The organism is Pedobacter sp. P26, assembly GCF_050632135.1.
Taxonomy (GTDB): Bacteria; Bacteroidota; Bacteroidia; order Sphingobacteriales; family Sphingobacteriaceae; genus Pedobacter.
In genome coordinates this window covers 5,587,999-5,609,926 of the sequence record NZ_CP192574.1, presented here as the reverse complement: position 1 = coordinate 5,609,926, position 21,928 = coordinate 5,587,999, and the positions used below count along the sequence as shown (strand labels likewise).

The following is a 21,928-nucleotide window of genomic DNA, read 5'->3' as shown; positions in this document are numbered from 1 at the left end:
TGAGTGGAATGGAGAATTATACAAAGATAACAATACTTAAGGATAAACACGATTTTATTCGGTTATGCTCTTGTCATTATGGTAATAACGGATAATATAAGGCAAGATGTTTGCCAGAAAAAAGCGGATAGATCGATATTTTTTAGATTTCTCGACTGCGTTGCACTTCGCTCGAAATGATGGCACCTCAGGACGGTTTACCTCCGTGGCAATTGTTTCTCTATTATTTTACCACAGATGAAAAGGACTAACACAGATAAGTGAATAACATCTGTGTTAATCTGTACAAGTCTGTGGCTAAACTTTAAATGAATTAATTTTCGAGTGTGATATTATAGATACTTAGGTGTAAATCCTTCGACTCCGCTCAGGATAACATAACGAATGGGAGATAACGCATATAGTTGACGATGATGTAGCTAACCACGGATGAAACAGGATGAGCACAGATAAGAAATTAATATCTGCGTTTATCTGTGCAATCTGTGGCTAAAATTTTAATGTATTGTTTCCCAGTTAACCCTATCAATTTGGTAAACGAAATTCCATTTTACCGGTTCACCATAGTAAGCAACCTCGATTTCGGAAATCTTAATTGCTCCAAGCTTTTCTGATGCTTTTTGCGAACGGAAATTCATTGCTCCGATGTGCAATATTATTTTATCTACAAATTGAAATGCATAATCAAGCATTAATGTTTTTAAAGCCTTGTTATGTCCTTTGCCCCAAAACTCGCGTGCAATAAAGGTATAGCCAATCGCAACTGAACTGTCTTCCTCATCGAGCTCATAATACCTGGAGCTGCCTGCAATTTTATTGGTTTCTTTTTCATATACAATAAAAGCGCCTTTCGATTCCATTGCGCCCTTAAAGAAATTTCCGAAAACGTCTCTCTTATAACGGTCTCTGTTGGGGTGCTGTTCCCAGATTAACGGATCGGAAGCTACAGCAAAAAGCGCGTCAAAATCAGACTCTTTTAACGGAACTACTTTAATTAAATCGTTTTCTAGTGTGGGCTGTAAATCGAAATTCATATCGTTTGGATATAAAAAAGGCTGGCTATAGGGCCAGCCGTTTGTAAGTATGTTTTAAAATTCGTCATTTCCACGCACGTGGAAATCTTGAAGCTTCTTGCATTAAGATTCCCAATCAGGTTGGGAATGACGCATCTCTTATGAATTAGTTATCTAATTTACTAAACCTTCAATTTCTACTACTTCCTGTGCATCTTTTTGATAGTCTACTTTATCAATTTCGAAACCGAATAAGCTTAAGAAGTCAGATCTGTAACCTGGCAAATCACCTATCGCTGGTAAAGTTTCTGTAGTGGCTTCTTTCCAGAGTTCGGCAACTTTAGCCTGGATATCTTCACGCATTTCCCAATCGTCAATCCTGATTCTTCCTTTTTCATCAGTAGGAACCGGACTACCAGTATATAAGCGATCTGCATATAAACGTTGGATCTGCTCAATAGTACCTTCATGAACACCTTCCGCTTTCATTACTTTGTACAACAATGAAATATATAAAGGAATTACCGGAATAGCCGAGCTGGCCTGGGTAACCAATGCTTTATTCACCGATACATAAGCTTTGCCACCAATATCTTTTAATTTATCGCTGATTGTGAAAGCGGTTGCTTCTAAATCATCTTTAGCTCTTCCAATGGTGCCTTTGCGGTAAACCGGTTCGGTTAAAGCTGGTCCGATATAAGAATACGCTACCGTGGTTGCACCTTCCGCCAGTAAATTTTCAGCCTTAAGGGCATCAATCCACATCAACCAGTCTTCGCCGCCCATTACGGCAACGGTATTGGCAATATCTTCTTCGGTCGCTGGTTCGATGGAGATTTCAGAAACGTTACCGGTATGGAAATCAACAGTTTTGTTAGTATAAGTACCGCCGATAGGTTTTAAAGTAGAACGGTGCAATACTTCTGTCTCAGGATGTTTCCTTACCGGAGAAGCCAGGCTATAGATCACTAAATCAACCTGACCAAGATCAGCTTTGATCAGTTCGATGGTTTTTTCTTTGATTTCTTTTGAGAAGGCATCGCCGTTGATGCTTTTTGCATATAAACCAGCGGCATGGGCTTCTTTTTCAAAAGCTGCACTATTGTACCAGCCTGGTGAAGCCGTTTTGCCTTCAGAAGGTGCTTTTTCAAAAAATACGCCAATGGTAGAAGCGCCAGATCCATAAGCGGCAGCAATACGTGAAGCTAAACCGAAACCGGTTGAAGCGCCAATTACCAATACTTTTTTAGGACCATCAATAGCTCCTTTTGATTTTACATATTCAATTTGATTCCTTACGTTTTGTGCGCAACCATCAGGGTGTGCGGTTAAACAGATAAAGCCCCTCATTCTAGGTTCGATAATCATCTTATTCTTTTGATTTTACGTTTTGTAATGTTTAAAAATTACGACTTTTTTTAAGAATTTCTGATTCTTAAAATGGTCAAATCTTTAACGAAGATAAATTTTTAATTGTTTAAGACTAAATGAATTTTAAATAATAAGCTTTTACAATTGTTTAATTCGTTTTAGATCTAAATTCTATATTTAGCATATTATCTCTTTTCATATCGGTGTCCAGGTAAACTATCCGTGTTTTATCGCCATAGTAAATACAAAGCACTGCTGTATTTGGTGGGACACTACCTAAATTATCTGCCCGAAACAGTAAAGTATTTTTGCCTGGTTGCAAGGTTAGATAAAACCGTTTGGATGTTTTTTTAACTGCAATTTTTTGATGAACCCATTCGTCATTAAGTTTTAAAGATACACTATCTCCATCTTCTACCTGGCCGTCCCAAATTTCAAGTTCTATTTGCTTGTTTTCAGCTTGCATATTTGCAATAACATCGGTGCTTCTGTCTATGGGTTTTTCCGTAGAAATTTTTTTCTTTTGCATATCTACAGGTTTACTGCTTAAGCGTTGATTATCTGCTAACAGGGGTTTTGAATATTCGCTGTAAAATTTAGCCACCAGAAAAGTTGCAAACGCGTTTGAGCGGTTTGAAAAATCAAAACTATACATGTTTTCGCTAGTTTTAACAATTAAATTCCCAGTATTTGGTGGCTTGCGACCATAATTATCTGCAAAAAGTGCAAGCGTATTCATTCCTGTATCTAAATGAAGTTCATAGCTAAATTTTTTCTCATCAATGGCATGTTTGTTTAAAATTATCCTGCCATTTTGAATCAGTGTTATGGTGTCTGCATCTATAAGCTCTTCATCCTGTATGGCCAGGGTAACAATGCTATCTTTTGTGGTGATTGGATCGTAAATTCCATAATAAATATTATTCTTTCCGGTGGGAGCCACTATCCTTGGAATATGAGGATCTGTCCAGGGCACTGAATTTGTTTTTGTTAAGGTAATCTTTTCTCGATATAAAAGATCCCTCATATTTACTTTTGAGCTTTCGTAAATTTCATCGCCTTCATCTAAACCCCGCATAAAAAGTCCAAAATTATCGATCCACATCCGCTCCAAACTTAATTGTGCTTGTCCGGTTTTGGATTTGCCAAGCGTAAGTACGCCATTTAGGTATGGCATCCACTGTTTAATTTTGAAAGGAGTTTCAATAATCGGGTACTTATTTCGACCAATGCCCAGCTGGGTACTATTTTTTTGAACAAGCAAGAGCTCATAACTAAATATAAAATCACCATTTGTAATTTTTAAGTTGGCCGGATAAAGCATCTTTTCAGTTGCTTTGCCAATCTTCATTTGCATATTAATTGGTAAAGCCGTAGGATAAGGACGATACTTAAAATCCCAGGTACCCGTAAAGTTCTGAGCTTTTGCTCCGGTCGAAATCACGAGTAACAAAATTCCTAAAAGAAAACGCATAAGATTTTCAATTGAATTAAACTTTAAAGATAAGCGTGTAGCCTCTTTCTTGAGGATTAATTTAAAGTTAAATTATTTGCTTTGTTCATTTTCTATTAATTTAGCGCCACACAGATAAAACCGGTTTATCTTTTTATGAAAAAAATATTATTATCTGCCGCGATGCTTCTCATCATGGCATCAGGAAAGTTACATGCGCAAACCCAATACCAGAATTCGGGTTGGTTTATGTTTTTAAACAATACTAAATTTAATGATAAATGGGGATTACAGTTCGATCTTCAGATCCGTTCTGCCGATGATTGGGGTTATGTGCGCAATACTTTGGTAAGGCCTGCGCTGCAATATTTTATTAATGATAAAAGCAATGTTGCGTTGGGCTATTTGTGGCAAACCACACAGCCAAGGTTAATCGGTTCGAATAATAATTCTTTAAATGAGCACCGCATTTTTGAACAGTATATCTACAACCATAAAATTAGCTCGGTATTTGCCAGTCACAGGTTTAGGTTGGAACAGCGTTTTATCGAAAGGTTAAATAACGATAACCTTTTTTCGCAGAGGTTCCGTTATTTCTTCAGGTTCATCCAACCGCTACAAAAAACGCAGCCTGCTTTTACCAATGGCGCTTTTGTGGCTTTGCAGAATGAGATTTTTTTTAATCTTCAGAACAAAAGTGAACTTAATAATAGTCTGTTTGATCAGAACAGGGCCTATCTTGCTTTGGGATACCGTTTTTCGAAAAAGTTTGATATTGAAGCTGGTTATATGAACCAGGCTTCTCATGGACTAAGCAATAATACGATTAACAATATTATCCAGTTGGCCATTTACACGAGGTTTTAATGTTTTAAAGTCATTTTTTGTCCAACAACTCTGGCGAAATGTTAAACCTGTTGTAAATGATTGGTCTTTTTGCTCAATTTGCCGCGTGAAAAAAATTACCATTCTATTTTTAGCACTCTTGTTTGGCAAGCGGATGCAGGCACAAGAGGTTCAAAGCTCAACCACAGATCATACGCCAACTTCGAAAAGCTTGTTTAATCCGGAGCATAAAAGAAATTTTTCGCGTAAAGGCAATTTCTTTTTTCACTGGGGATATAACAGTTCCTGGTATGGTAAAAGCGATATCAGGTTTCAGGGACCGAACTACGATTTTACAATGAAAGATGTAGTTGCACATGATCGTCAATCAAAATTAAGCTGGGACTATTTAAACCCGGGATTAATCACTGTACCACAGTATAATATCCGTGTAGGGTATTTTATTAAAGATAATTATAGTATTTCCATTGGCTGGGACCACATGAAATATGTAATGGATATTCCACAAACTGTTGCCATTACCGGACATATCGGAGCTAATATTACGCCTGAAAATGTGGCTACTGGTGCACTGGCAGGCGATTATAATGGGCAGCTTGTAAATGTTAAAGAAAGCATGCTTACTTATGAGCATACTGATGGTTTTAACTATGCCAATATCGAGGTCGAACGTTATGATGATATCTGGGTAGCACCAGGTGGAAATACTTCATTAACTTTAGAAACGGGTTTAGGCGGTGGAATTATGGTGCCACGTTCTGATGTACGTTTGTTTGGCCTGGGCAGAAACAACCACTGGAATATTTCTGGCTATGGCGTTTCGGCTAAAATCGGTCTTAAGTTTTATGTCTGGAAAAATGTTTACCTGCAGAATACCACCAAATTTGGGGCAACCAATTTAACCAACGTACACACCACGGGCTGGGATGAATACGATAAGGCAAGCCAAAAAATTAACTACATCGAAAATATGTGGTTAATCGGGGTTCAGTTTTAAAAGATGTTGAAGGAGGCTAAGCCTCCTTTTTTGTTTTTATGTGTGGCCAGTGGAAGTTGTGCATTACAGTTTTTCCGCACATTAAAAAGATAAACGCAGATTGTTGTTTTTTGACTTGTTGGTTAAAAATTGCCACGGAAATACAGAAAGCACGGAGAATATTATATGATCTAATTTATCATTCTTAGTGGTTGTCTTTTATTTTGGCTAAATACTTCATTACAGCATTTTCTGCTTTCTGGTTATACTTAATGTCTTTATCGAACAGTTCAAGTCTTAGTTTTTTATAAACCTCAATTGCATTTTCTAAAGCAGTAATTAAGGAGGCATTATTGTATTCGGCAATGGTACCTTTAGGTAAGTTAAAATCTTCGGCAGGGAGTTGCGATTCTACTTTACGCACACCTCGTGGTAGGTTGTTGTTTTTAATATGGAGTAATGGACCAAATACTACCATCCTTAAAAAGCTAAAGAAATCCATCGCTTCCATGTATTCGCCTCTGCCGATTTTTAACAGTGCATAATGCATCCAGGTCCAGAAACGATCTTCGATCCATTGGTTATCCGGATGAGGGAATTGAGCTTCGGTTTGATCAAGAATATGTTGTAATTGATGATCACGATCAATCAATAATGCAGGATCTTCTACTCTTGAAGCAAATTCATCTAGGGTTAAAAATTTGATATCGACATGTAAAAGTGGATTATCGAAAAGACAGATTAATACCCGGGGTTCACCAACGTGCTCGCCTGTAAATGCAGAAATCATTTCGCCAAGGCGATTGGCATATTGGAGCATTTTTAATTGGTCTGCTGACACTCTTTCTTTGGTAATGAGGATCAGGTCGAGGTTTGAAAATTCGTCGATTTCATTGCTAAGACAGGAACCACCTACGGCTAAACCAATAACAGATTCATCATTTTTTAAGATTTTGGTTGCCTGTAAGGCGAAGGTATGTTGTATCGTGAAGGGCATTTTCATTAATGTAATTTATTAAAGAAGATTGCTTAATGCTTACGCTTCTGTTTGCAATGACGGATTGAATTAAGCATCCAGCAGCCTTCTGTGGTAATTAATCTGCCCCAGGTGATAAGTTAAATGGGTGGTGAGGTGAACGAGGAAAAATTCAGTAGAAGTTTTTTCTTCAAATACCAGTATTGGATACTCGCCATCCATCTGCTCGCTACTTACCTGATTCAAACTTTCGCTAACAACGGTAATGGTTGCTTCAATCATTTTGATCAACTCTTGTTTCGGGATATCCTTTAAAGAAAATTCCAGTTTGCGGTTACGGATATAGTTGGTGCCACCTAAGGTTGCACCAATGTAAGTATTCAAGTTACCGATAAGGTGCAGGCACAGGTTTCCGGCCGAATTTGCAATATCGCGATCTATTCGCCAAAGATTTGCCTCGTTTTGGTAAGATTCGATTTCGGATTTCAGCTTGGTAAGATCCCGGTTAAAAAGTTTTTTTAGTGTTTCGGTAAGCATCTATTGCAATTAAGGAGCGATTTTTTTCGCAGGTTGTGATAATATTTCTTTTCCAGCTTTACTAATCACCAATTGTGCAGGAGGAGCACTTTTTTCGCCCATTACGATGATGAAACAGGTATATAAATTGTCGCCACTTTTAAACTGGTAATTATGATTTCCGCCGCTGCCATCAGGTGTAAATTTGCCATTAGTTAGAATTAATTTGGGCTTATCGCTCATTTTACTTTTTATTGGCCATGAGGCATAGCGGTAATTGTTATTACCAAGGTCATCAATCCTGATCCGGTACTGAGCCGTTTCGAAAACGAGAACCGGTTGTGCAAAATTGCTAATTGAGGGGTGAAGGCTGCTTTTATCAATATTAATTAACCTGGCTTGTTCTTTGGCTTCTAACCTCGATTGGTGATTAACGGCAATTAATTTTCCATCCGTATCAAGCCATAATTCGCCGTTTAACAACATAATGCCGCGCCAGCCAACGTCATTCCAATCGGTTTCAATCTTCGAAGTAATAATCTTTTTGATTAAATTATCATCAAAAACCTCTTTATACCGCTTTATAAATTCCTGTTTATTTTTAATAGGCGGAATAGGGTAGGTCCTGTTTAAAGGATATTTAATTTTGCTGCTCAGCTTTTCTACATTTCCACTTTTAACGGCGTTGATAAAGCCGATAACTACCGGTCGGTATTTTTTATCGAGCGTTTGTTCCTGCGCATAGGCGAAGTTGATCATACTGATCAATAAAACAGCTATTACTATTTTTTCATGGAGAAGGTATAGGTAAACGAAGATAATTGTTTCGAAGCAAAAACAGATCAATATGTTTTTTGTGTGCCAAAGAAAATATTTTTTTGGAGCGCAGGGTTTGTGCACAACAATAAGTTTCTTCCCGTTTTACGCTTTTACGCTTCAATCCTCGTGCCTCTGTCGTTGCAGGGTACCGCTTCAACCAAGACCAGGTGGGCAGAGCAGTAATTCATTTTTAGGGTTTGCAACGCACAGACCTCCGTTCCTAAACCTGATTGGAATGGAAAGCCCACAGCCGTTGGAGGACTTGAAATGAAAAGCAGGGCTGAAGACCGCCAAATGCTGTTAACGGTCATTTTCTGTATATATAGATTATACACAAAGAATTTATGGTTTTTGAAGACACGAACCATAGCGAAGGAATGAAGTGCACAAAAAAACGCCCCGAATTCTCCGGGGCGTTCCTTGTATGATGATGAATCTGATTTTACATTTTTCTTACACCACCTGAACCGATAACAGTTTTATCGATAGTTGGATTGCCAGAATAATTAACGCTTCCTGATCCGCTGATTACAGCCCTGATGCTTTCGCTAACTGCAATATTTACAGTTCCTGATCCGCTGATGGTACTGGTTAATGTTTTTGTTGAAAAAGATTTACCGGAAAATGTACCTGAACTGCTGATGACCACTTTGGCGCGATCGGCACCGCCAGTGATGTTTATGGCTCCTGAACCGCTAATTACACCACTATAATCATCTACATCGGCTGCTGCTTTAATGTTACCAGAACCGCTTACGGTGGTGGTCAGGCTACCGGTGCTGATCTTTCCGTTAACGGTTAAGTTACCATCACCACTTACGGTTAAGCTGGCCAGTTCTTTTGCTGTTACGTAAGCTGTAATTTTTTTGCCTTCGTATTTTCTAGACCAGCTGGTGATGCTGGTTTGTGGGCGGATGATTAAAACATTGCCTTTTACTTCAGTAACGATTGAGGCAATTGCCTCTGCATCGCCTTCTAAACGGCAACTTTCGGTATTACCTAAGGTTACAATTACGTTGATTGGCCCTGCTGAAGCAACACCGTTAAAATTTTTAACATTACGTTCGTCATTCTTTTTGTTTGCAGCGTGGATAAGGGTGCCGTCTTTTGCAATTGCGTTAATGCCAGCGGTAAGTGTTAATGATGCCAATAATATTGCAAATACTTTTTTCATGGTTATAGATTTTATTTTTTTAGATGAATAATGAGCTTTTCTTATAAGACGGTTGTTTTTAAGAAAAGTTGCACAAGTTGAAAATTATCGTTGCTGGCTGACTTACGAAGTCGGCCGAGCTATAGGCCCAGAGAAACTTTGTAAATCTGGGCGGAGATTACCCTTTTTGAGGTTAACATAAAATAACGGATCCTGTTTAAAATTATCTGTGTTTATACTGGCATCAACCTTTACGGTTTTCCAATCGTTTGTCGGTTTAATTAAAGTGTAAGCACCGGTTTTTAAAGTTACACGTACAGGCATGTCGAAATCTTTAACATCGGTTATCCAGCGGTACGACAGGTTGCCATTATCAATTTTATATTCCAGAACCGGTATTTTGGTATAACGTAAATACTGGTCGAAAATCTTGCCCAATTTTAAACCGCTCTGATTAGAGATGTAATTTTCGATCTGGGCAGAAGTTACGGTCTGATGATAAAAAGTTTTGTTTAATCCGCGGAGAATCTGTCTGAATTTCTCGTCGTTATTAACGAGCTGACGGATAATGCTAATCATATTTGCTCCTTTTGGGTACATATCGCCTGAACCTTCCTTATTAACACCATAAGGACCGATGATAGGAATGTCGTTACGGATAATTTTTTGTAGTCCGATTACATATTCATCAGCAGCTGCTTTATTTTCGGTACATTCGGTAAACAATACTTCCGAGTAATTGGTAAAAGCTTCGTGTATCCACATATCGGCGATATCTTTTGAGGTGATGCTATTCCCGAACCATTCATGGCCGCTCTCGTGTATGGTGATGAAATCCCATTTCAAGCCATGGCCGGTGCCACTTAAATCTTTACCCAGATAACCTGGTTTAAATTGATTGCCATAAGCAACGGCGCTTTGATGTTCCATACCTAAATGTGGTGCCTGAACAAGTTTGTAACCGTCTTGGTACCATGGGTAAGGACCGAACCAATATTCGAAACATTTTAGCATGGGTTTAACATCGGAATCCCAATGCGGGCGGGCCTTGGCACTGTCGGTTTGTAAAGCCCAGTAATCGATGCTGAGTTTACCATTTTCTCCATCGTAACTATCTTGCCAATGGGCATATTTGCCGATGTAAAAAGTTACATCATAGTTATTGATGGGGTTGCTCACAAACCAGTTGTATTGTTTATAACCATCAGGTTTATCGACGGTATTTCTCAATCTTCCGTTTGATATTTCCTGCAGAGTTTTAGGTATGCTGATGCTGATCAACATGCTGTCTACCTCATCACTTTGGTGATCTTTATTTGGCCACCAAACACTTGCGCCCAGCCCCTGGCAGGCTACAGAAACAAAAGGATTACCTGCAGCATCTTTTTTGAAGATAAAACCACCATCCCAGGGTGGGGTTTTGGCCACCGTAGGGTTACCCGAATAAAAAACCGTGAATTTATCTTTACTTCCTTTTTTAACTGCTTTGGGGAAGGTTACAAAAACAGCATTATAATCCCTTGTGAAAGGTAAATCAGTACCCTTATATACTACTTTTTCTACTTTGAGGTTGTCAAAAAGATCGAACTGTAATTTATTAAAATCTTGCGTAGCGGTAAAGGCAAATTCGTTGCTTCCGGCGATTGATTTCTGATCGATATCGATTTTTACGTCTAAATGGTAATAGTTAATATCGTAACAGGTACGTAATGGAGTGAGGGTTCCACGTAGGCTATCGGCCCGGGAGTTCACCTGATTTTTGCCAAGGATCTGTGCCTGTGAAGCTGGAATGCTGAAAACAAGCGCGAAAAGGATAAATAATTTTTTCATTTGTTTATTGGTTGACCGACGCTTTCGGTTCGTGGCGACACGAACCGGGGCAGATGGATTTATTTCAACACCGAAACGGTAATGAACGAGGTGTTGTGCACATCGTGATAAATTTTGTGTGTTGCTTTTTGGAAATCCTGTGGCTCTGCCTGGTAAATATCCATAAATTTCTGCGGATTGCGATCAGCTAAAGGGAACCATGAATTTTGAATCTGGATCATGATCTTATGTCCTTTTTGAAGGTATGCGCAACATCTGGCAAGGGATAATTTACTTTGGTAACGGCGCCAGGAACAAAAGCTTCAGGTTTTTCGAAACTGTTGCGGTATTTGCCACGCATGATCTCTCCACGTACCAGCATCTCGTAACCACCCATGATTAAGTTTTTTGGATTCGGTACCGGGTTTGGTGCATCTTCGGGATAAACATCGATCAGTTTTACCACATAATCCGCATCTGTTCCGGTGGTAGAAACCACAAGATTGGCCAGCACTGGTCCGGTTAGGGTGATATCTTCTGTTAAGGCATCAGTCTGATAAGTTTTAACATCCGGGCGACGGGCGGCAAAGCGCTGATCGTCGATCATATATTCGCGGGTACGTTTGGCCTGGATACCATCCTGATAAGGAACGGGATTGTTGGGATCACTTACATATTCGTCCCAGCTATCGGTTCTGCCAACTTTTTCGAAAGTTAATTTTCCGTTTGGCTGTAAATACAGGTTTTTGGTTTCAACGTCTTGTGGTGGCTCAGGTATTGAATTTTTTCCATTCATTACTGCCAGTTACAAATATATTGGCTTCTGAAGGTTTAAAATCGCCTTCGCCTTTTAAATAATGTTTAAAGAAAGGCAGTTCGTACTGTTGCTGATAATCGATACTGGTGGTTTTGCCAAAGTTGATGTCGCCAAGGTAAGAGCCATCGCTGCGTACCCAGCCACCATGAAACCATGGACCAGCTACCAGGATATTATTAGCACCAGGATTTTGTTTCTCGATGGCTTTGTAAGTGGCAAAGGTTCCATAAGCATCTTCAGCATCGAAAAAACCACCTACTACCATTACCGCAGGTTTTACATTGGTTAAATGTGGGGTAATTAAACGCGATTTCCAGAAGGTATCTAAATTTGGATGTTTAAATAAATCGTTCCAGAATTTAATGCTGTCTGCAAAATAACGGTCTTTCAAATTTTTAACTGAGCCGGCTTCTAAGTAGAAACGGTAATTGTCCTGGATAGGGAACTGAAAACCTTTGGGGCCTTGATCTGGTGTAATGGGTTTAGGACGGGGAACGCCAAAACTGCCCATAAAACTGAATGCATCCATTAAAAATAAAGTGCCGCGGTGGTGAAAATCATCACCTAAATACCAATCGGTAACCGGTGCCTGTGGCGATACGGCTTTTAAAGCGGGGTGCGCATTTGGCAATGAAGTGGTAGAGTAAAACCCCGGGTACGAAATACCATAAATCCCGGCTTTTCCGTTATTGCCCCTTACATTTTTTATTAACCAATCAATGGTATCATAAGTGTCTGTACTCTCATCAATAGCCGTTTTACCCTTTTTTCCCACCACTTGAGGGCGGATATCGGCAAAGGTGCCTTCGCTCATCCAGCGGCCACGCACATCCTGGTAAACAAAAACAAATCCTTCGCGCATCATGGCTGGGAAATTGCCGAGGCTAAGCTTATATTTATCTTCGCCGTAAGGGGCAACAGTATAAGGCGTACGATTGATTAAAAACGGATATTTTTTGGATTGATTTTTGGGTATATAAATGGAAGTGAATAACTTAACTCCATCGCGCATGGGAATCAGGCGCTCTATTTTGGTGTAATTTTCTCTCACGTAAGCCGAATCGGTTTGTTGAGCCATTAATTCATTAGAAATAAACAGACAAAATAAAAGACTGAAAATTCTGGTAAGGTTCATTCAAGCTGGTTTTTAGGAATAAAATTTAAATATAGCTGATTAACGATTGATAAGAAAAAATAGCTCGTAAAAGGTTTGTTAAAGATGTATAATGGAAGAGGTGTGATGGATAATGGATTAGTCCGAAAGTCGGAAGACCGGGGGCAGAAGTGTGTTGTGCAAGCCTTAGTGATAGGTAATCGAAAATAAGTAATGGATGAGGCATTGTGTCTTTTCTATTGCGTATTTTTATACAGGTTAACCCTTTATTCGTCATCACTTTATCAAAATTTAGTTAAATCTTGTTAAGGGATAATCTTTTAAGAATTTTAACCGTCATATTGATAATCGAATTAAACACAAAAAAATGAATAGGTTATTAAATAAAGGATTGGTTGTTTTCGCTGCAGCAGCGATGATAGCAACCTTGAGTATCGAAAGTGTTTCTGCACAGCGGCCAAGTAGGGGCGGCGGTGGTTCTTTCGGCGGAGGCAGATCGGGCTCAATTGGCTCATCAAGAGGTGGTGGCTCTATTTCACGTCAGCCATCTATGCGAGCGCCGGGCAGAGGTAGCTTTTCTTCGGGCATTCGTTCTGGTAGACCAGGTTATGGTTATAACCGACCAGGTTATCATCCGGGATATGGCAGGCCGGGTTATGGTTACAGATTTGGTTACGGAAGACCTTATTACAGGCCATATTACAGTTATTACAATTTCTACAGGCCGTTTTTAGGTTTCAGGATTGGCGTGTTGCCTTATGGCTATTATCCATTCTGGTATGGTCCAACGCAGTTTTATTATTCTGGTGGATTGTTTTATCAACAAAATAATGATCAATACGAAGTGGTGACGCCACCTGTAGGTGCTGAAGTTCCGAATTTACCATCAGATGCCAATCAGGTAACCATTAATGGGGTAGACTATTACGAATATAAAGGTGTTTACTATACTCAAAAAGAGAATGCCGATGGTAAAACGGTATATGTAGTGGCTGGAAAAGATGGCGTTTTAAATACAACTGATGGTCCGGTTGATACGCATAATATCGGTGATATTATTAACCAGTTGCCAGAAGGATGCAGAGAGGTGACCATTAAAAATGAAAAATATTTTGTTTCGCCTGATGATGTGTATTACGAAGAAATTGTAGATGGAACGAATATTACTTACCGAGTAATTGGTAAGTTGTTTTAAGTATAATTATTTGGTTTTAGCGTGAAGTCGAATGTTATCATCCGACTTTTTTATTTTGAAAAAATGCTTAATTGTAAGGTTTCTGTCGTTATATTGATGTGTGTCAGATGGTAACATCTAACACCATAAAATAGATTATTCTGTGCTCATCAGCCTCCGTGGCAAAAACTATAAATTGTTGCATCAAAAAAACATATTTTTGCAACTTAAACATTTCGATTTGAAACCCATACGCCAGTTCTTCTTTGTTTATGCGCTTTTTGCTGTTGTATTCTCCTCCTGTTCGGTAACCAAATATGCTGCAGTTAAGCAAGTAGAAACCAGTATTTCGTCGGTTAAATTTCTGCATGAATACGTGATGCCTTTAAACTTAAATTTCCAAAATTCTGTAGTAGGTGGTTTATCGGGAATTGATTACGATGCAGCACAAAACCAGTATTACCTGATCAGTGATGATCCCTCGCAATTTAGCCCGGCAAGGATTTACACTGCACAGATTAATCTCAAGGAAAATAAAATCGATACCATCCGGATTACAGGAGTTACCTATCTATTACAGGAAAACGGAAAACAATATCCCAAATATGGTACGGATAAAAGTGTAAAACCAGATGGGGAGTCCGTTCGTTATAATCCGGTTACCAAACAATTGATCTGGAGCGGCGAAGGGGAAAGGTTGTTTAAAAACGGCGATACAACCATTGTTCAACCCGGTTTAACTTTTATTTCTACCACCGGAAAATTTTTAGATACCATTCCGCTGCCAAAAGGTTTTTATTTTACCAAAACGGAGAGCGGTCCACGGAAAAATGCATTGTTTGAAGGGTTAACCTATGCCGATCAATATAAAACATTATATGCCAGTTTAGAGGAGCCTTTATATCAGGATGGCCCACAGTCTTCTTTCGGTTATGATAAGGCTTTAACGCGGATTTTAAAGTTCGATGTGGTGACTAAAAAGAATGTGGCACAATACGCCTATAATCTTGGTGCTTTACCTGTTAAACCCACAGTAGACAATGACTGGAATGTGAATGGAATTTCGGAAATACTAGCCATTAACAATCACACACTTTTGGTTATGGAAAGGGCCTGGGCAAAGGGGCACGATGACCATACTTTTTAAAACTGTACCTGGTTGATCTGAATGGCGCAAAAAATGAGATTGATAATGCATCGTTCCTTAAAAATCCGCCTAAACCGCTTAGCAAAAAACTACTTTTCGATTTTGATACTTTAAGCAGGCACATTGATAATTTTGAAGGGGTAACTTTCGGTCCAAAACTTGCAAACGGACACCATTCTTTGATATTTTGTGTAGATAATAATTTTGGAAAATCGCAGGTGCAGCAGTTTTTCCTTTTTGAGATAATCCCATAAGCTAATTTCAGTTAAAAATTTATAATGAGTAAAATAAAAGCATTGCTTTTCGATTTAGACGGTACATTAATTGATTCGGAGAAGTTTCATTTCGATTGTTGGAATAAGTTTTTGTGTGAATACGAAGTTACGCTGGATTTTAAGGATTGGTTAACAAATTACGCTGGAATCCCTTGCCTAAAAATGCAAAAACCATTATAGACCGCTATAAAATTGATGAAGATTTAGCCAGCTTCATTGACAGAAGAGAAAAGATAACTTTTGATGGTTTTAGAACGACCGATATTGAGTTGATGCCTTATGCCTTAGAATTTGTGCAGTTTGCTTACGAAAAGGGACTTACACTTGCGGTAGTTACAGCCAGTCCTAAAATTGATGTTGAAGCTGTTTTTGAACGCAATGGTTTGGCCAAATATTTCAGCTTGTTTATCACCCGGACCGATGTAAGCAAATCAAAACCCGATCCAGAAAGTTATAACCTCTGCGTGGAGCGGTTGGGGATAGCGAAAGAAGAATGCATCGTTTTTGAAGACACCTTGAATGGTGTTAAATCGGCCTTAGCTGCCGGTATTACCTGTTACGCCATACAAAATAATGTGCGTGCACATCAAAAACTGAAAATCGCTGATGAGCTGTTCCTTAGTTTTGCCAATGCCAAAGAATTTATGCTGCAAAAGGAATTGATTTAGTTCTTGAAAATTATCTAGCTTAGTATAAAGCAATAGAACTTAATATGGTAAAAAAAGGATTATGGATTTTATTTGCAAGCTTCGCATTGCTGATTGGACTTTATCCAATGATTTACTTTTTGATCGATAGAAAATTTGGATTGTTAAAATCAAAGTCGGTTGAGTTGTTGAGTAATACTTTCTGGAACCTTGGTTTTTATACGCATATCATTTTGGGGGGAATCGCTTTATTAATAGGTTGGACACAGTTTAGTCCGAAAATGAGAAACAGGCGAATGGCATTACACCGAAAACTGGGTAAGGTTTATGTGGTTTCCGTGCTGCTTAGCGCATTAGCAGGTATTTATATAGGCTTTTTGCAACAGGTGGATGGGTTTCTTCTACAGGATTTATTTGTTTAGGCATCGTTTGGTTTTACACCACATTAAAAGCTTATTTATACATTAAACACGGAGAAATTGAAAAACATCAAAAAATGATGGTTTATAGTTATGCGGCTTGTTTTGCTGCGGTAACATTAAGGATTTGGTTACCAATTTTGACCATGGCTTATGGTGATTTTTCAAAAGCCTACCTGGTTGTTGCCTGGTTATGCTGGATTCCAAATTTGATTGTTGCCTATTTAATCACTAGAAAAACCGCTAATCAATAAGTTGTTTTTGATACCTCACCAGCCGAAATAATTGAATTTTATATGATGTCAGCTCAGGAAATTTTATTCAGTGTCGGATCATTTTCATTTCAAGATCTGCTTCTTTTTGAAGAAAAGATAGTGCGAAAATCATTTGAGAAAAATGATATGCTATTGCGTCAAGGTGAGATTTGCCAATCTGTCTATTTCATCCTATCTGGATCTTTTGTTCAATTTCAGTCTGACTATGAAACTGAAACAATCATCGATCTGCACCTGCCCGAAGAATGGATGTTTAATCACCCGAGTTTGATTAAGCAAATGCCATCAAGCACTATGATTAAAGCATTTGAGGATGCAAAGGTAATTGAATTGAGTTTAATTAACCTGCATGAGCTAATTGCAAGGTCGCAGTCTTTCTTAAACCTGGGAAGAATTTTTGATCAGGCTAATCACCGGACTTACCTTTTCGACAATGCATTAAGCCCTGTCCAAAAATATAATTATATTAAAAATGCAAAGCCGCTCATTGTCCAGGTTTTTCCAGTTAAAATGATCGCTTCATATCTTAAAATAGCGCCCGAAACCCTAAGTAGGGTTAGAGCTAACTATTGAATTTCATGATTTCGATCAAGTGCTGCTGTTTAGAAAATTCCTCATTTTTGAAATAAAAAAATATGCTAACAGAAATCAATCCGAAACTTCCAATGCGTGATAAAGAAATCACCAGAGATTTTTATGTGAATAAATTAGGCTTTAAAGACATTGGGGTAGATAATTTTAAGGATTACCTTATGGTGCAAAAAGATCATGTTCAGATTCACTTTTTTTATTCGAAACACTCGATCCGAAAGAAAACTACGGACAAGTTTATATCCGTACAGATGATATAGAGGGTTTATACAAATGGATGCAGGATACTAAACAAAGCATTCATCCGAATGGGCATTTGCAAACAAAACCATGGGGACAAAAGGAATTTGCTATGCTCGATCCGGATAGTAATTTACTCACTTTTGGGCAATCGGTTTAATAAGTTCATTTAAATATGGTTTGATGCCCTTACCATCAGTTAACACCATTAATAGCTTAATTTCTATTTATAATTAATTAATGGCAAATGCTCGGCCTTGACTTATCCATTGTTCATTCGTTCATTGGGTTAATCAAACATTATAGTCTTAAAGTAAAATGTTTTGTACGCTCAGCAACCTATGAATTTTGAACCTTCAAAAAATATCCCGTTGAGCCTTAATATAGAACGATAAGCTGGTGCTATAAGTCATAACTGATAAACCAATGACTAATAGAGCAATTTCTATAGCCTAATCGACTTTCAGCTTTCCGCCTTTTTTCCCTACATTTGGCTAATCAAAATTCTCAAGAAATTATGCAATACGATGTCGTTGTTATCGGTTCAGGGCCGGGCGGTTATGTAGGCGCAATCCGTTGTGCTCAGTTAGGTTTAAAAACTGCAGTAATAGAAAAATATAAAACTTTTGGAGGTACTTGCTTAAACGTTGGTTGTATCCCATCTAAAGCCTTGTTAGATTCATCAGAGCATTTTCATAATGCTGCTCATACTTTTACTACTCACGGTATCGATTTAAAAAGCCTTAAAGTAAATATGCCGCAGATGATCGCCCGTAAAGACGATGTTGTTGCACAAAATACGGCTGGTATTACTTATTTGTTCAAGAAAAATAAAATCGATTCTTACGAAGGCGTTGGTTCATTTGTAGATAAAAACACAGTTTTAATCACAAAAACTGATGGTTCTACGGAAACCTTAACCGCTAAAAATGTAATCATTGCTACGGGTTCTAAACCTACAGCCTTGCCATTTTTGCCAGTTGATAAAAAACGCATCATTACTTCAACAGAGGCTTTAAATATTAAAGAAGTTCCAAAGTCGATGGTTGTAATTGGTGGCGGAGTTATTGGTTTGGAGTTAGGTTCTGTTTATGCCCGTTTAGGTACAAAAGTTTCAGTAATTGAGTTTTTGCCATCCATCATTGCAACAATGGATGCAAGTTTAGGTAAAGAACTTCAACGCGTATTGAAGAAAAACCTGGGCATGGAATTCTTTATGAATCATAAAGTTACCGGCGCTACAAATAATGGTAAAACTGTAACCGTTACTGCAGAAAACGCGAAGGGTGAAGCCGTAAATTTCGACGCTGATTATTGTATCGTGGCGGTTGGCCGTACGGCTTATACAGAAGGTTTAGGTTTGGATAAAATCGGTATCACTGTTGAAGAAAGAGGTAAAAAAGTCCCTGTAAATGAACATTTAGAAACTTCGGTTCCTGGTGTTTACGCCATTGGCGATGTAATTACGGGTGCCATGTTGGCGCATAAAGCCGAAGATGAAGGTACTTATGTTGCAGAAACCATCGCCGGACAAAAACCACATATTAACTACAACCTAATTCCGGGTGTGGTTTACACCTGGCCGGAAGTTGCATCTGTTGGTTTAACAGAAGAGCAGTTAAAAGAAAAAGGAACAAAATATAAAGCAGGTTCGTTTCCGTTCAAAGCCAGCGGACGTGCGAAAGCAAGTATGGATACCGATGGTTTCATTAAAGTTCTGGCTGATGCTGAAACTGATGAGGTTTTGGGTGTACATATGATTGGTCCGCGTGCTGCGGATATGATTGCTGAGGCGGTTATTGCTATGGAATTCCGCGCATCTGCTGAAGATATCGCCCGTACCTGCCATGCACATCCAACTTATACTGAAGCGCTAAAAGAAGCGGCACTTGCTGCAACTGATAACAGAGCAATACATATTTAATTATTATCTAAACTTCATACTGAGGGATAATTTATTGTATAACAATCAATATGATTGACAGCATTAATCTACGCGTAAAAATCCCCCCGAATTACCATCATTTCGAGCGGATCGATAGTTAACGGGTGCAACGGAGTCGAGAAATCTGTTTTGATAGATCTCTCCACTTCGCGCTGCTTCGGTCGAGATGACGAGCTTTTTGGAGTCTGTCAACGGTAACTTTTTTCAGTATCTTGTTGGTAAATTGCACATATCATTAATCCCGGTATTTATATCGGGATTTTTTTGTTTCAGCCACTTTCTTCATATCGGACTGATAACTATCGAATCGAGATGAAGGTGGTTTCTACTTTAGTCTTTCAACTTTGGTCTTTAGTCTTCCGCTCTAGTCTTTCTTCACAATTCCTTAACCAAATGATAATATTCGCAGGCTGAAAAATAGCGTTTTGCACTTTTATTTTTGCGGTTCAGATATTAAACAAACCATGAACTGTAAAAAACTATTTGGTGCAATTTTTATTGCTTCGCTGGCATTTGCTGCCTGTAAAAAAGATTCAAATGATGATCCTATTGTAGATCCTCCGGTCGAAGCCGTTGTTCCAGAAAAAATAGACAGCTTTAAAGAAACTGCATTTATTGATTTAGGCGGTGAATTCGCTTCAGAAATTTCTGCTTACGATCCCTTAACCAAAAAATTGTTTGTAGTAAGCAATGATGGTGGTGCCAAAGTTGATGTGGTAGACATGAGCAAGTATCCAAATGTTACCAAATTACAAACCTTAGCCTATACAGCAAACGCTGGTATTAATAGTGTTGCAGTAAATAACGGTTTATTGGCAATCGCTTTAGATGGTGCTGATAAACAAGGTAATGGCGATGTTTTGGTGCTGAAAACATCAGATTTATCAGAAGTTAAAAAAATCACCGTAGGTGCTATGCCAGATATGGTAACTTTCAGTCCGGATGGAAATTATATTTTATCTGCAAACGAAGGCGAGCCAAATGCAAGCTATACTGTTGATCCCGTTGGAAGCATCTCGGTTATCAATATCAAAGATAATTATGCAGTTAAAACGTTTAATTTTGCTGGATTAGAATCAGAAAAATCAAGCCTAATTGCCAATGGATTTCGCATTTATGGCCCAAATGCAAGTTTTGCCCAAGATATAGAACCAGAGTACATCACCGTAAGTGCAGACTCTAAAAAAGCCTACGTTACCTTACAGGAAAACAATGGCGTAGCAGAAGTTGATATCGTTGCAGGCAAAATCAACAAAATCATCCCATTGGGCACTAGGGATTTCAGTATTGCAGAAAATGCCGTTGATTTTACAGTAAAAGATGATAAGCCAGAATTTAAAACATGGCAGGTTAAGGGTTTTTACCTGCCTGATGCCATATCTTATTTTACCGCAAACGGTAATGCTTATCTGGCCTTAGCCAATGAGGGCGATACACGTGATTGGTCGAAAGAAACATCCGAAGAAATAGAGGTGGGCAGCAGTAAACTGATCCTAGATCCTGTTAAATTCCCGAATGCGGCAACACTAAAGTTAAATGAAAATTTGGGTAAACTTATCGTTGCGAAAAATTATGGCGATACGGACGGCGATGGTGATTATGATGAACTGTATTCTTTTAGCACCCGCAGTTTCAGCATTATTAATGCCAATACTGGTCAGTTAGTGGCCAATATAGGCAAAGAACTGGCGCAAAAAGTGTCGGATGCCGGAAAATATGACCCCAAAAGAGCAAATAAAAAAGGGGTTGAGGTTGAAGGGATCGCCGTGGCTGAAGTAAACGGGCAAACTTTAGCTTTTATTGGCATGGAACGTGCAGATGCAATTGCTATTTATGATGTAACCAATCCGGCAGCACCAAAATTTGTTCAGTTATTCTCTACCGGCGATGCACCGGAAGGTTTGATGTTTGTTAAACCAAAAGATAGCCCGAATGGCAGAAGTTTATTAATTGTTTCAAATGAAGGAGATGGTACCGTTCGGTTTTATCAACCCGATAAGATATAATTTACCTATTCCTTTATTAATTATTATGTTTTAATCCCGGTATTTATATCGGGATTTTTATATATAATTCATTTCTATAAACAAAGAATAAAAACTAAGCCCTATATTGCGCTACAAAATAAAACTTTAGGGGTGCCTTCAAATAAGTTGGCTGAGAATATACCCTTTTTGAGGTTAAAGGCAGAAGTAAAAAGGTAGAGGGTTAGTTTCCTTCAGCCTTAAAATCCTCCAGCCATCAACCTCAAATGGACCTGATCCGGATCATGCCGGCGTAGGAAATTAGTTTGTCTGCAATAATTGCATAAAATGCCTTCTGCATTTGAAGACTCCTGAAGTTGTACAACAA

Annotated in this window: 20 protein-coding genes and 2 pseudogenes; 13 read left to right on the top strand and 9 right to left on the bottom strand. The window is 38.6% G+C overall.

The window, feature by feature from the left end; genetic code table 11:
- Positions 1 to 497: 497 nt before the first annotated feature.
- The 3 genes from ACQ86H_RS26015 to ACQ86H_RS26005 all read right to left on the bottom strand — a co-directional run bounded on the left by ACQ86H_RS26015 (position 498) and on the right by ACQ86H_RS26005 (position 3,858).
- The gene (locus ACQ86H_RS26015; protein WP_431292973.1) at positions 498 to 1,034 is read right to left on the bottom strand and encodes a GNAT family N-acetyltransferase; all 537 of its coding nucleotides are present in this window, start codon (positions 1,032 to 1,034) and stop codon (positions 498 to 500) included.
- Between the two features lie 153 nt (positions 1,035 to 1,187).
- Positions 1,188 to 2,381: an enoyl-ACP reductase FabV gene (gene fabV / locus ACQ86H_RS26010; protein WP_431292972.1), complete on the bottom strand. Its 1,194-nt coding sequence runs from the start codon at positions 2,379 to 2,381 to the stop codon at positions 1,188 to 1,190.
- A gap of 151 nt (positions 2,382 to 2,532) precedes the next feature.
- A complete protein-coding gene (locus ACQ86H_RS26005) occupies positions 2,533 to 3,858 on the bottom strand; it encodes a hypothetical protein (RefSeq protein ID WP_431292971.1) in 1,326 nt (441 codons plus the stop codon).
- Positions 3,859 to 3,993: 135 nt separating this feature from the next.
- On the opposite strand from ACQ86H_RS26005, the gene ACQ86H_RS26000 reads away from it, so the two are divergent.
- Positions 3,994 to 4,704, top strand: coding sequence for a DUF2490 domain-containing protein (locus ACQ86H_RS26000; RefSeq protein ID WP_138819746.1), 711 nt, complete (start codon positions 3,994 to 3,996; stop codon positions 4,702 to 4,704).
- Positions 4,705 to 4,789: 85 nt separating this feature from the next.
- Positions 4,790 to 5,680 carry a hypothetical protein gene (locus ACQ86H_RS25995; protein WP_246862692.1) on the top strand — a complete coding sequence of 297 codons (891 nt, stop codon included), beginning with the start codon at positions 4,790 to 4,792 and terminating at the stop codon, positions 5,678 to 5,680.
- Between the two features lie 184 nt (positions 5,681 to 5,864).
- Here ACQ86H_RS25995 and ACQ86H_RS25990 read toward each other — a convergent pair whose 3' ends face one another.
- From ACQ86H_RS25990 to ACQ86H_RS25965, 6 genes and pseudogenes are all read right to left on the bottom strand, one after another.
- Positions 5,865 to 6,662 carry a hypothetical protein gene (locus ACQ86H_RS25990; protein WP_431292970.1) on the bottom strand — a complete coding sequence of 266 codons (798 nt, stop codon included), beginning with the start codon at positions 6,660 to 6,662 and terminating at the stop codon, positions 5,865 to 5,867.
- Positions 6,663 to 6,725: 63 nt separating this feature from the next.
- Positions 6,726 to 7,172, bottom strand: a complete 447-nt coding sequence (locus ACQ86H_RS25985) for a DUF1572 family protein (protein WP_431292969.1) — start codon at positions 7,170 to 7,172, stop codon at positions 6,726 to 6,728.
- Between the two features lie 9 nt (positions 7,173 to 7,181).
- Positions 7,182 to 7,910: a hypothetical protein gene (locus ACQ86H_RS25980; protein WP_431292968.1), complete on the bottom strand. Its 729-nt coding sequence runs from the start codon at positions 7,908 to 7,910 to the stop codon at positions 7,182 to 7,184.
- A 502-nt stretch (positions 7,911 to 8,412) separates the two neighbouring features.
- Positions 8,413 to 9,144 carry a head GIN domain-containing protein gene (locus ACQ86H_RS25975; RefSeq protein WP_431292967.1) on the bottom strand — a complete coding sequence of 244 codons (732 nt, stop codon included), beginning with the start codon at positions 9,142 to 9,144 and terminating at the stop codon, positions 8,413 to 8,415.
- Between the two features lie 102 nt (positions 9,145 to 9,246).
- Positions 9,247 to 10,953, bottom strand: a complete 1,707-nt coding sequence (locus ACQ86H_RS25970; protein WP_431292966.1) for a M1 family metallopeptidase — start codon at positions 10,951 to 10,953, stop codon at positions 9,247 to 9,249.
- Between the two features lie 59 nt (positions 10,954 to 11,012).
- Positions 11,013 to 12,827 (bottom strand): annotated as a pseudogene (locus tag ACQ86H_RS25965) (CocE/NonD family hydrolase).
- 403 nt (positions 12,828 to 13,230) lie between these two features.
- Between ACQ86H_RS25965 and ACQ86H_RS25960 the strand changes: the two are divergent.
- The 11 genes and pseudogenes from ACQ86H_RS25960 (at position 13,231) to ACQ86H_RS25910 (ending at position 21,582) form a co-directional block, all read left to right on the top strand.
- Complete coding sequence (locus tag ACQ86H_RS25960) at positions 13,231 to 14,058, top strand: DUF6515 family protein (RefSeq protein WP_431292965.1); 828 nt, start codon at positions 13,231 to 13,233, stop codon at positions 14,056 to 14,058.
- A 220-nt stretch (positions 14,059 to 14,278) separates the two neighbouring features.
- Positions 14,279 to 15,184: an esterase-like activity of phytase family protein gene (locus ACQ86H_RS25955; RefSeq protein ID WP_431292964.1), complete on the top strand. Its 906-nt coding sequence runs from the start codon at positions 14,279 to 14,281 to the stop codon at positions 15,182 to 15,184.
- 2 nt (positions 15,185 to 15,186) lie between these two features.
- Entirely contained in the window at positions 15,187 to 15,438 is a 252-nt protein-coding gene (locus tag ACQ86H_RS25950; protein ID WP_431295479.1) for an esterase-like activity of phytase family protein, read from the top strand.
- Positions 15,439 to 15,462: 24 nt separating this feature from the next.
- Positions 15,463 to 15,639, top strand: coding sequence for an HAD family hydrolase (locus tag ACQ86H_RS25945; protein WP_431292963.1), 177 nt, complete (start codon positions 15,463 to 15,465; stop codon positions 15,637 to 15,639).
- Positions 15,585 to 16,127 carry an HAD family hydrolase gene (locus ACQ86H_RS25940; protein WP_431292962.1) on the top strand — a complete coding sequence of 181 codons (543 nt, stop codon included), beginning with the start codon at positions 15,585 to 15,587 and terminating at the stop codon, positions 16,125 to 16,127. Before ACQ86H_RS25945 ends, ACQ86H_RS25940 begins: the two co-directional genes overlap by 55 nt.
- 44 nt (positions 16,128 to 16,171) lie before the next feature.
- Positions 16,172 to 16,779, top strand: a pseudogene (locus ACQ86H_RS25935) (DUF2306 domain-containing protein).
- Between the two features lie 120 nt (positions 16,780 to 16,899).
- Positions 16,900 to 17,373 (top strand): Crp/Fnr family transcriptional regulator, encoded by a 474-nt coding sequence (locus tag ACQ86H_RS25930; RefSeq protein ID WP_431292961.1) that lies wholly within the window; start codon positions 16,900 to 16,902, stop codon positions 17,371 to 17,373.
- Between the two features lie 62 nt (positions 17,374 to 17,435).
- Positions 17,436 to 17,651, top strand: coding sequence for a hypothetical protein (locus tag ACQ86H_RS25925; RefSeq protein ID WP_431292960.1), 216 nt, complete (start codon positions 17,436 to 17,438; stop codon positions 17,649 to 17,651).
- 17 nt (positions 17,652 to 17,668) lie between these two features.
- Positions 17,669 to 17,791 (top strand): hypothetical protein, encoded by a 123-nt coding sequence (locus tag ACQ86H_RS25920; RefSeq protein ID WP_431292959.1) that lies wholly within the window; start codon positions 17,669 to 17,671, stop codon positions 17,789 to 17,791.
- Positions 17,792 to 18,148: 357 nt separating this feature from the next.
- Positions 18,149 to 19,555 carry a dihydrolipoyl dehydrogenase gene (gene lpdA / locus ACQ86H_RS25915; protein WP_431292958.1) on the top strand — a complete coding sequence of 469 codons (1,407 nt, stop codon included), beginning with the start codon at positions 18,149 to 18,151 and terminating at the stop codon, positions 19,553 to 19,555.
- 485 nt (positions 19,556 to 20,040) lie between these two features.
- Positions 20,041 to 21,582: a choice-of-anchor I family protein gene (locus tag ACQ86H_RS25910; RefSeq protein WP_431292957.1), complete on the top strand. Its 1,542-nt coding sequence runs from the start codon at positions 20,041 to 20,043 to the stop codon at positions 21,580 to 21,582.
- The last annotated feature ends 346 nt before the right edge of the window (positions 21,583 to 21,928 follow it).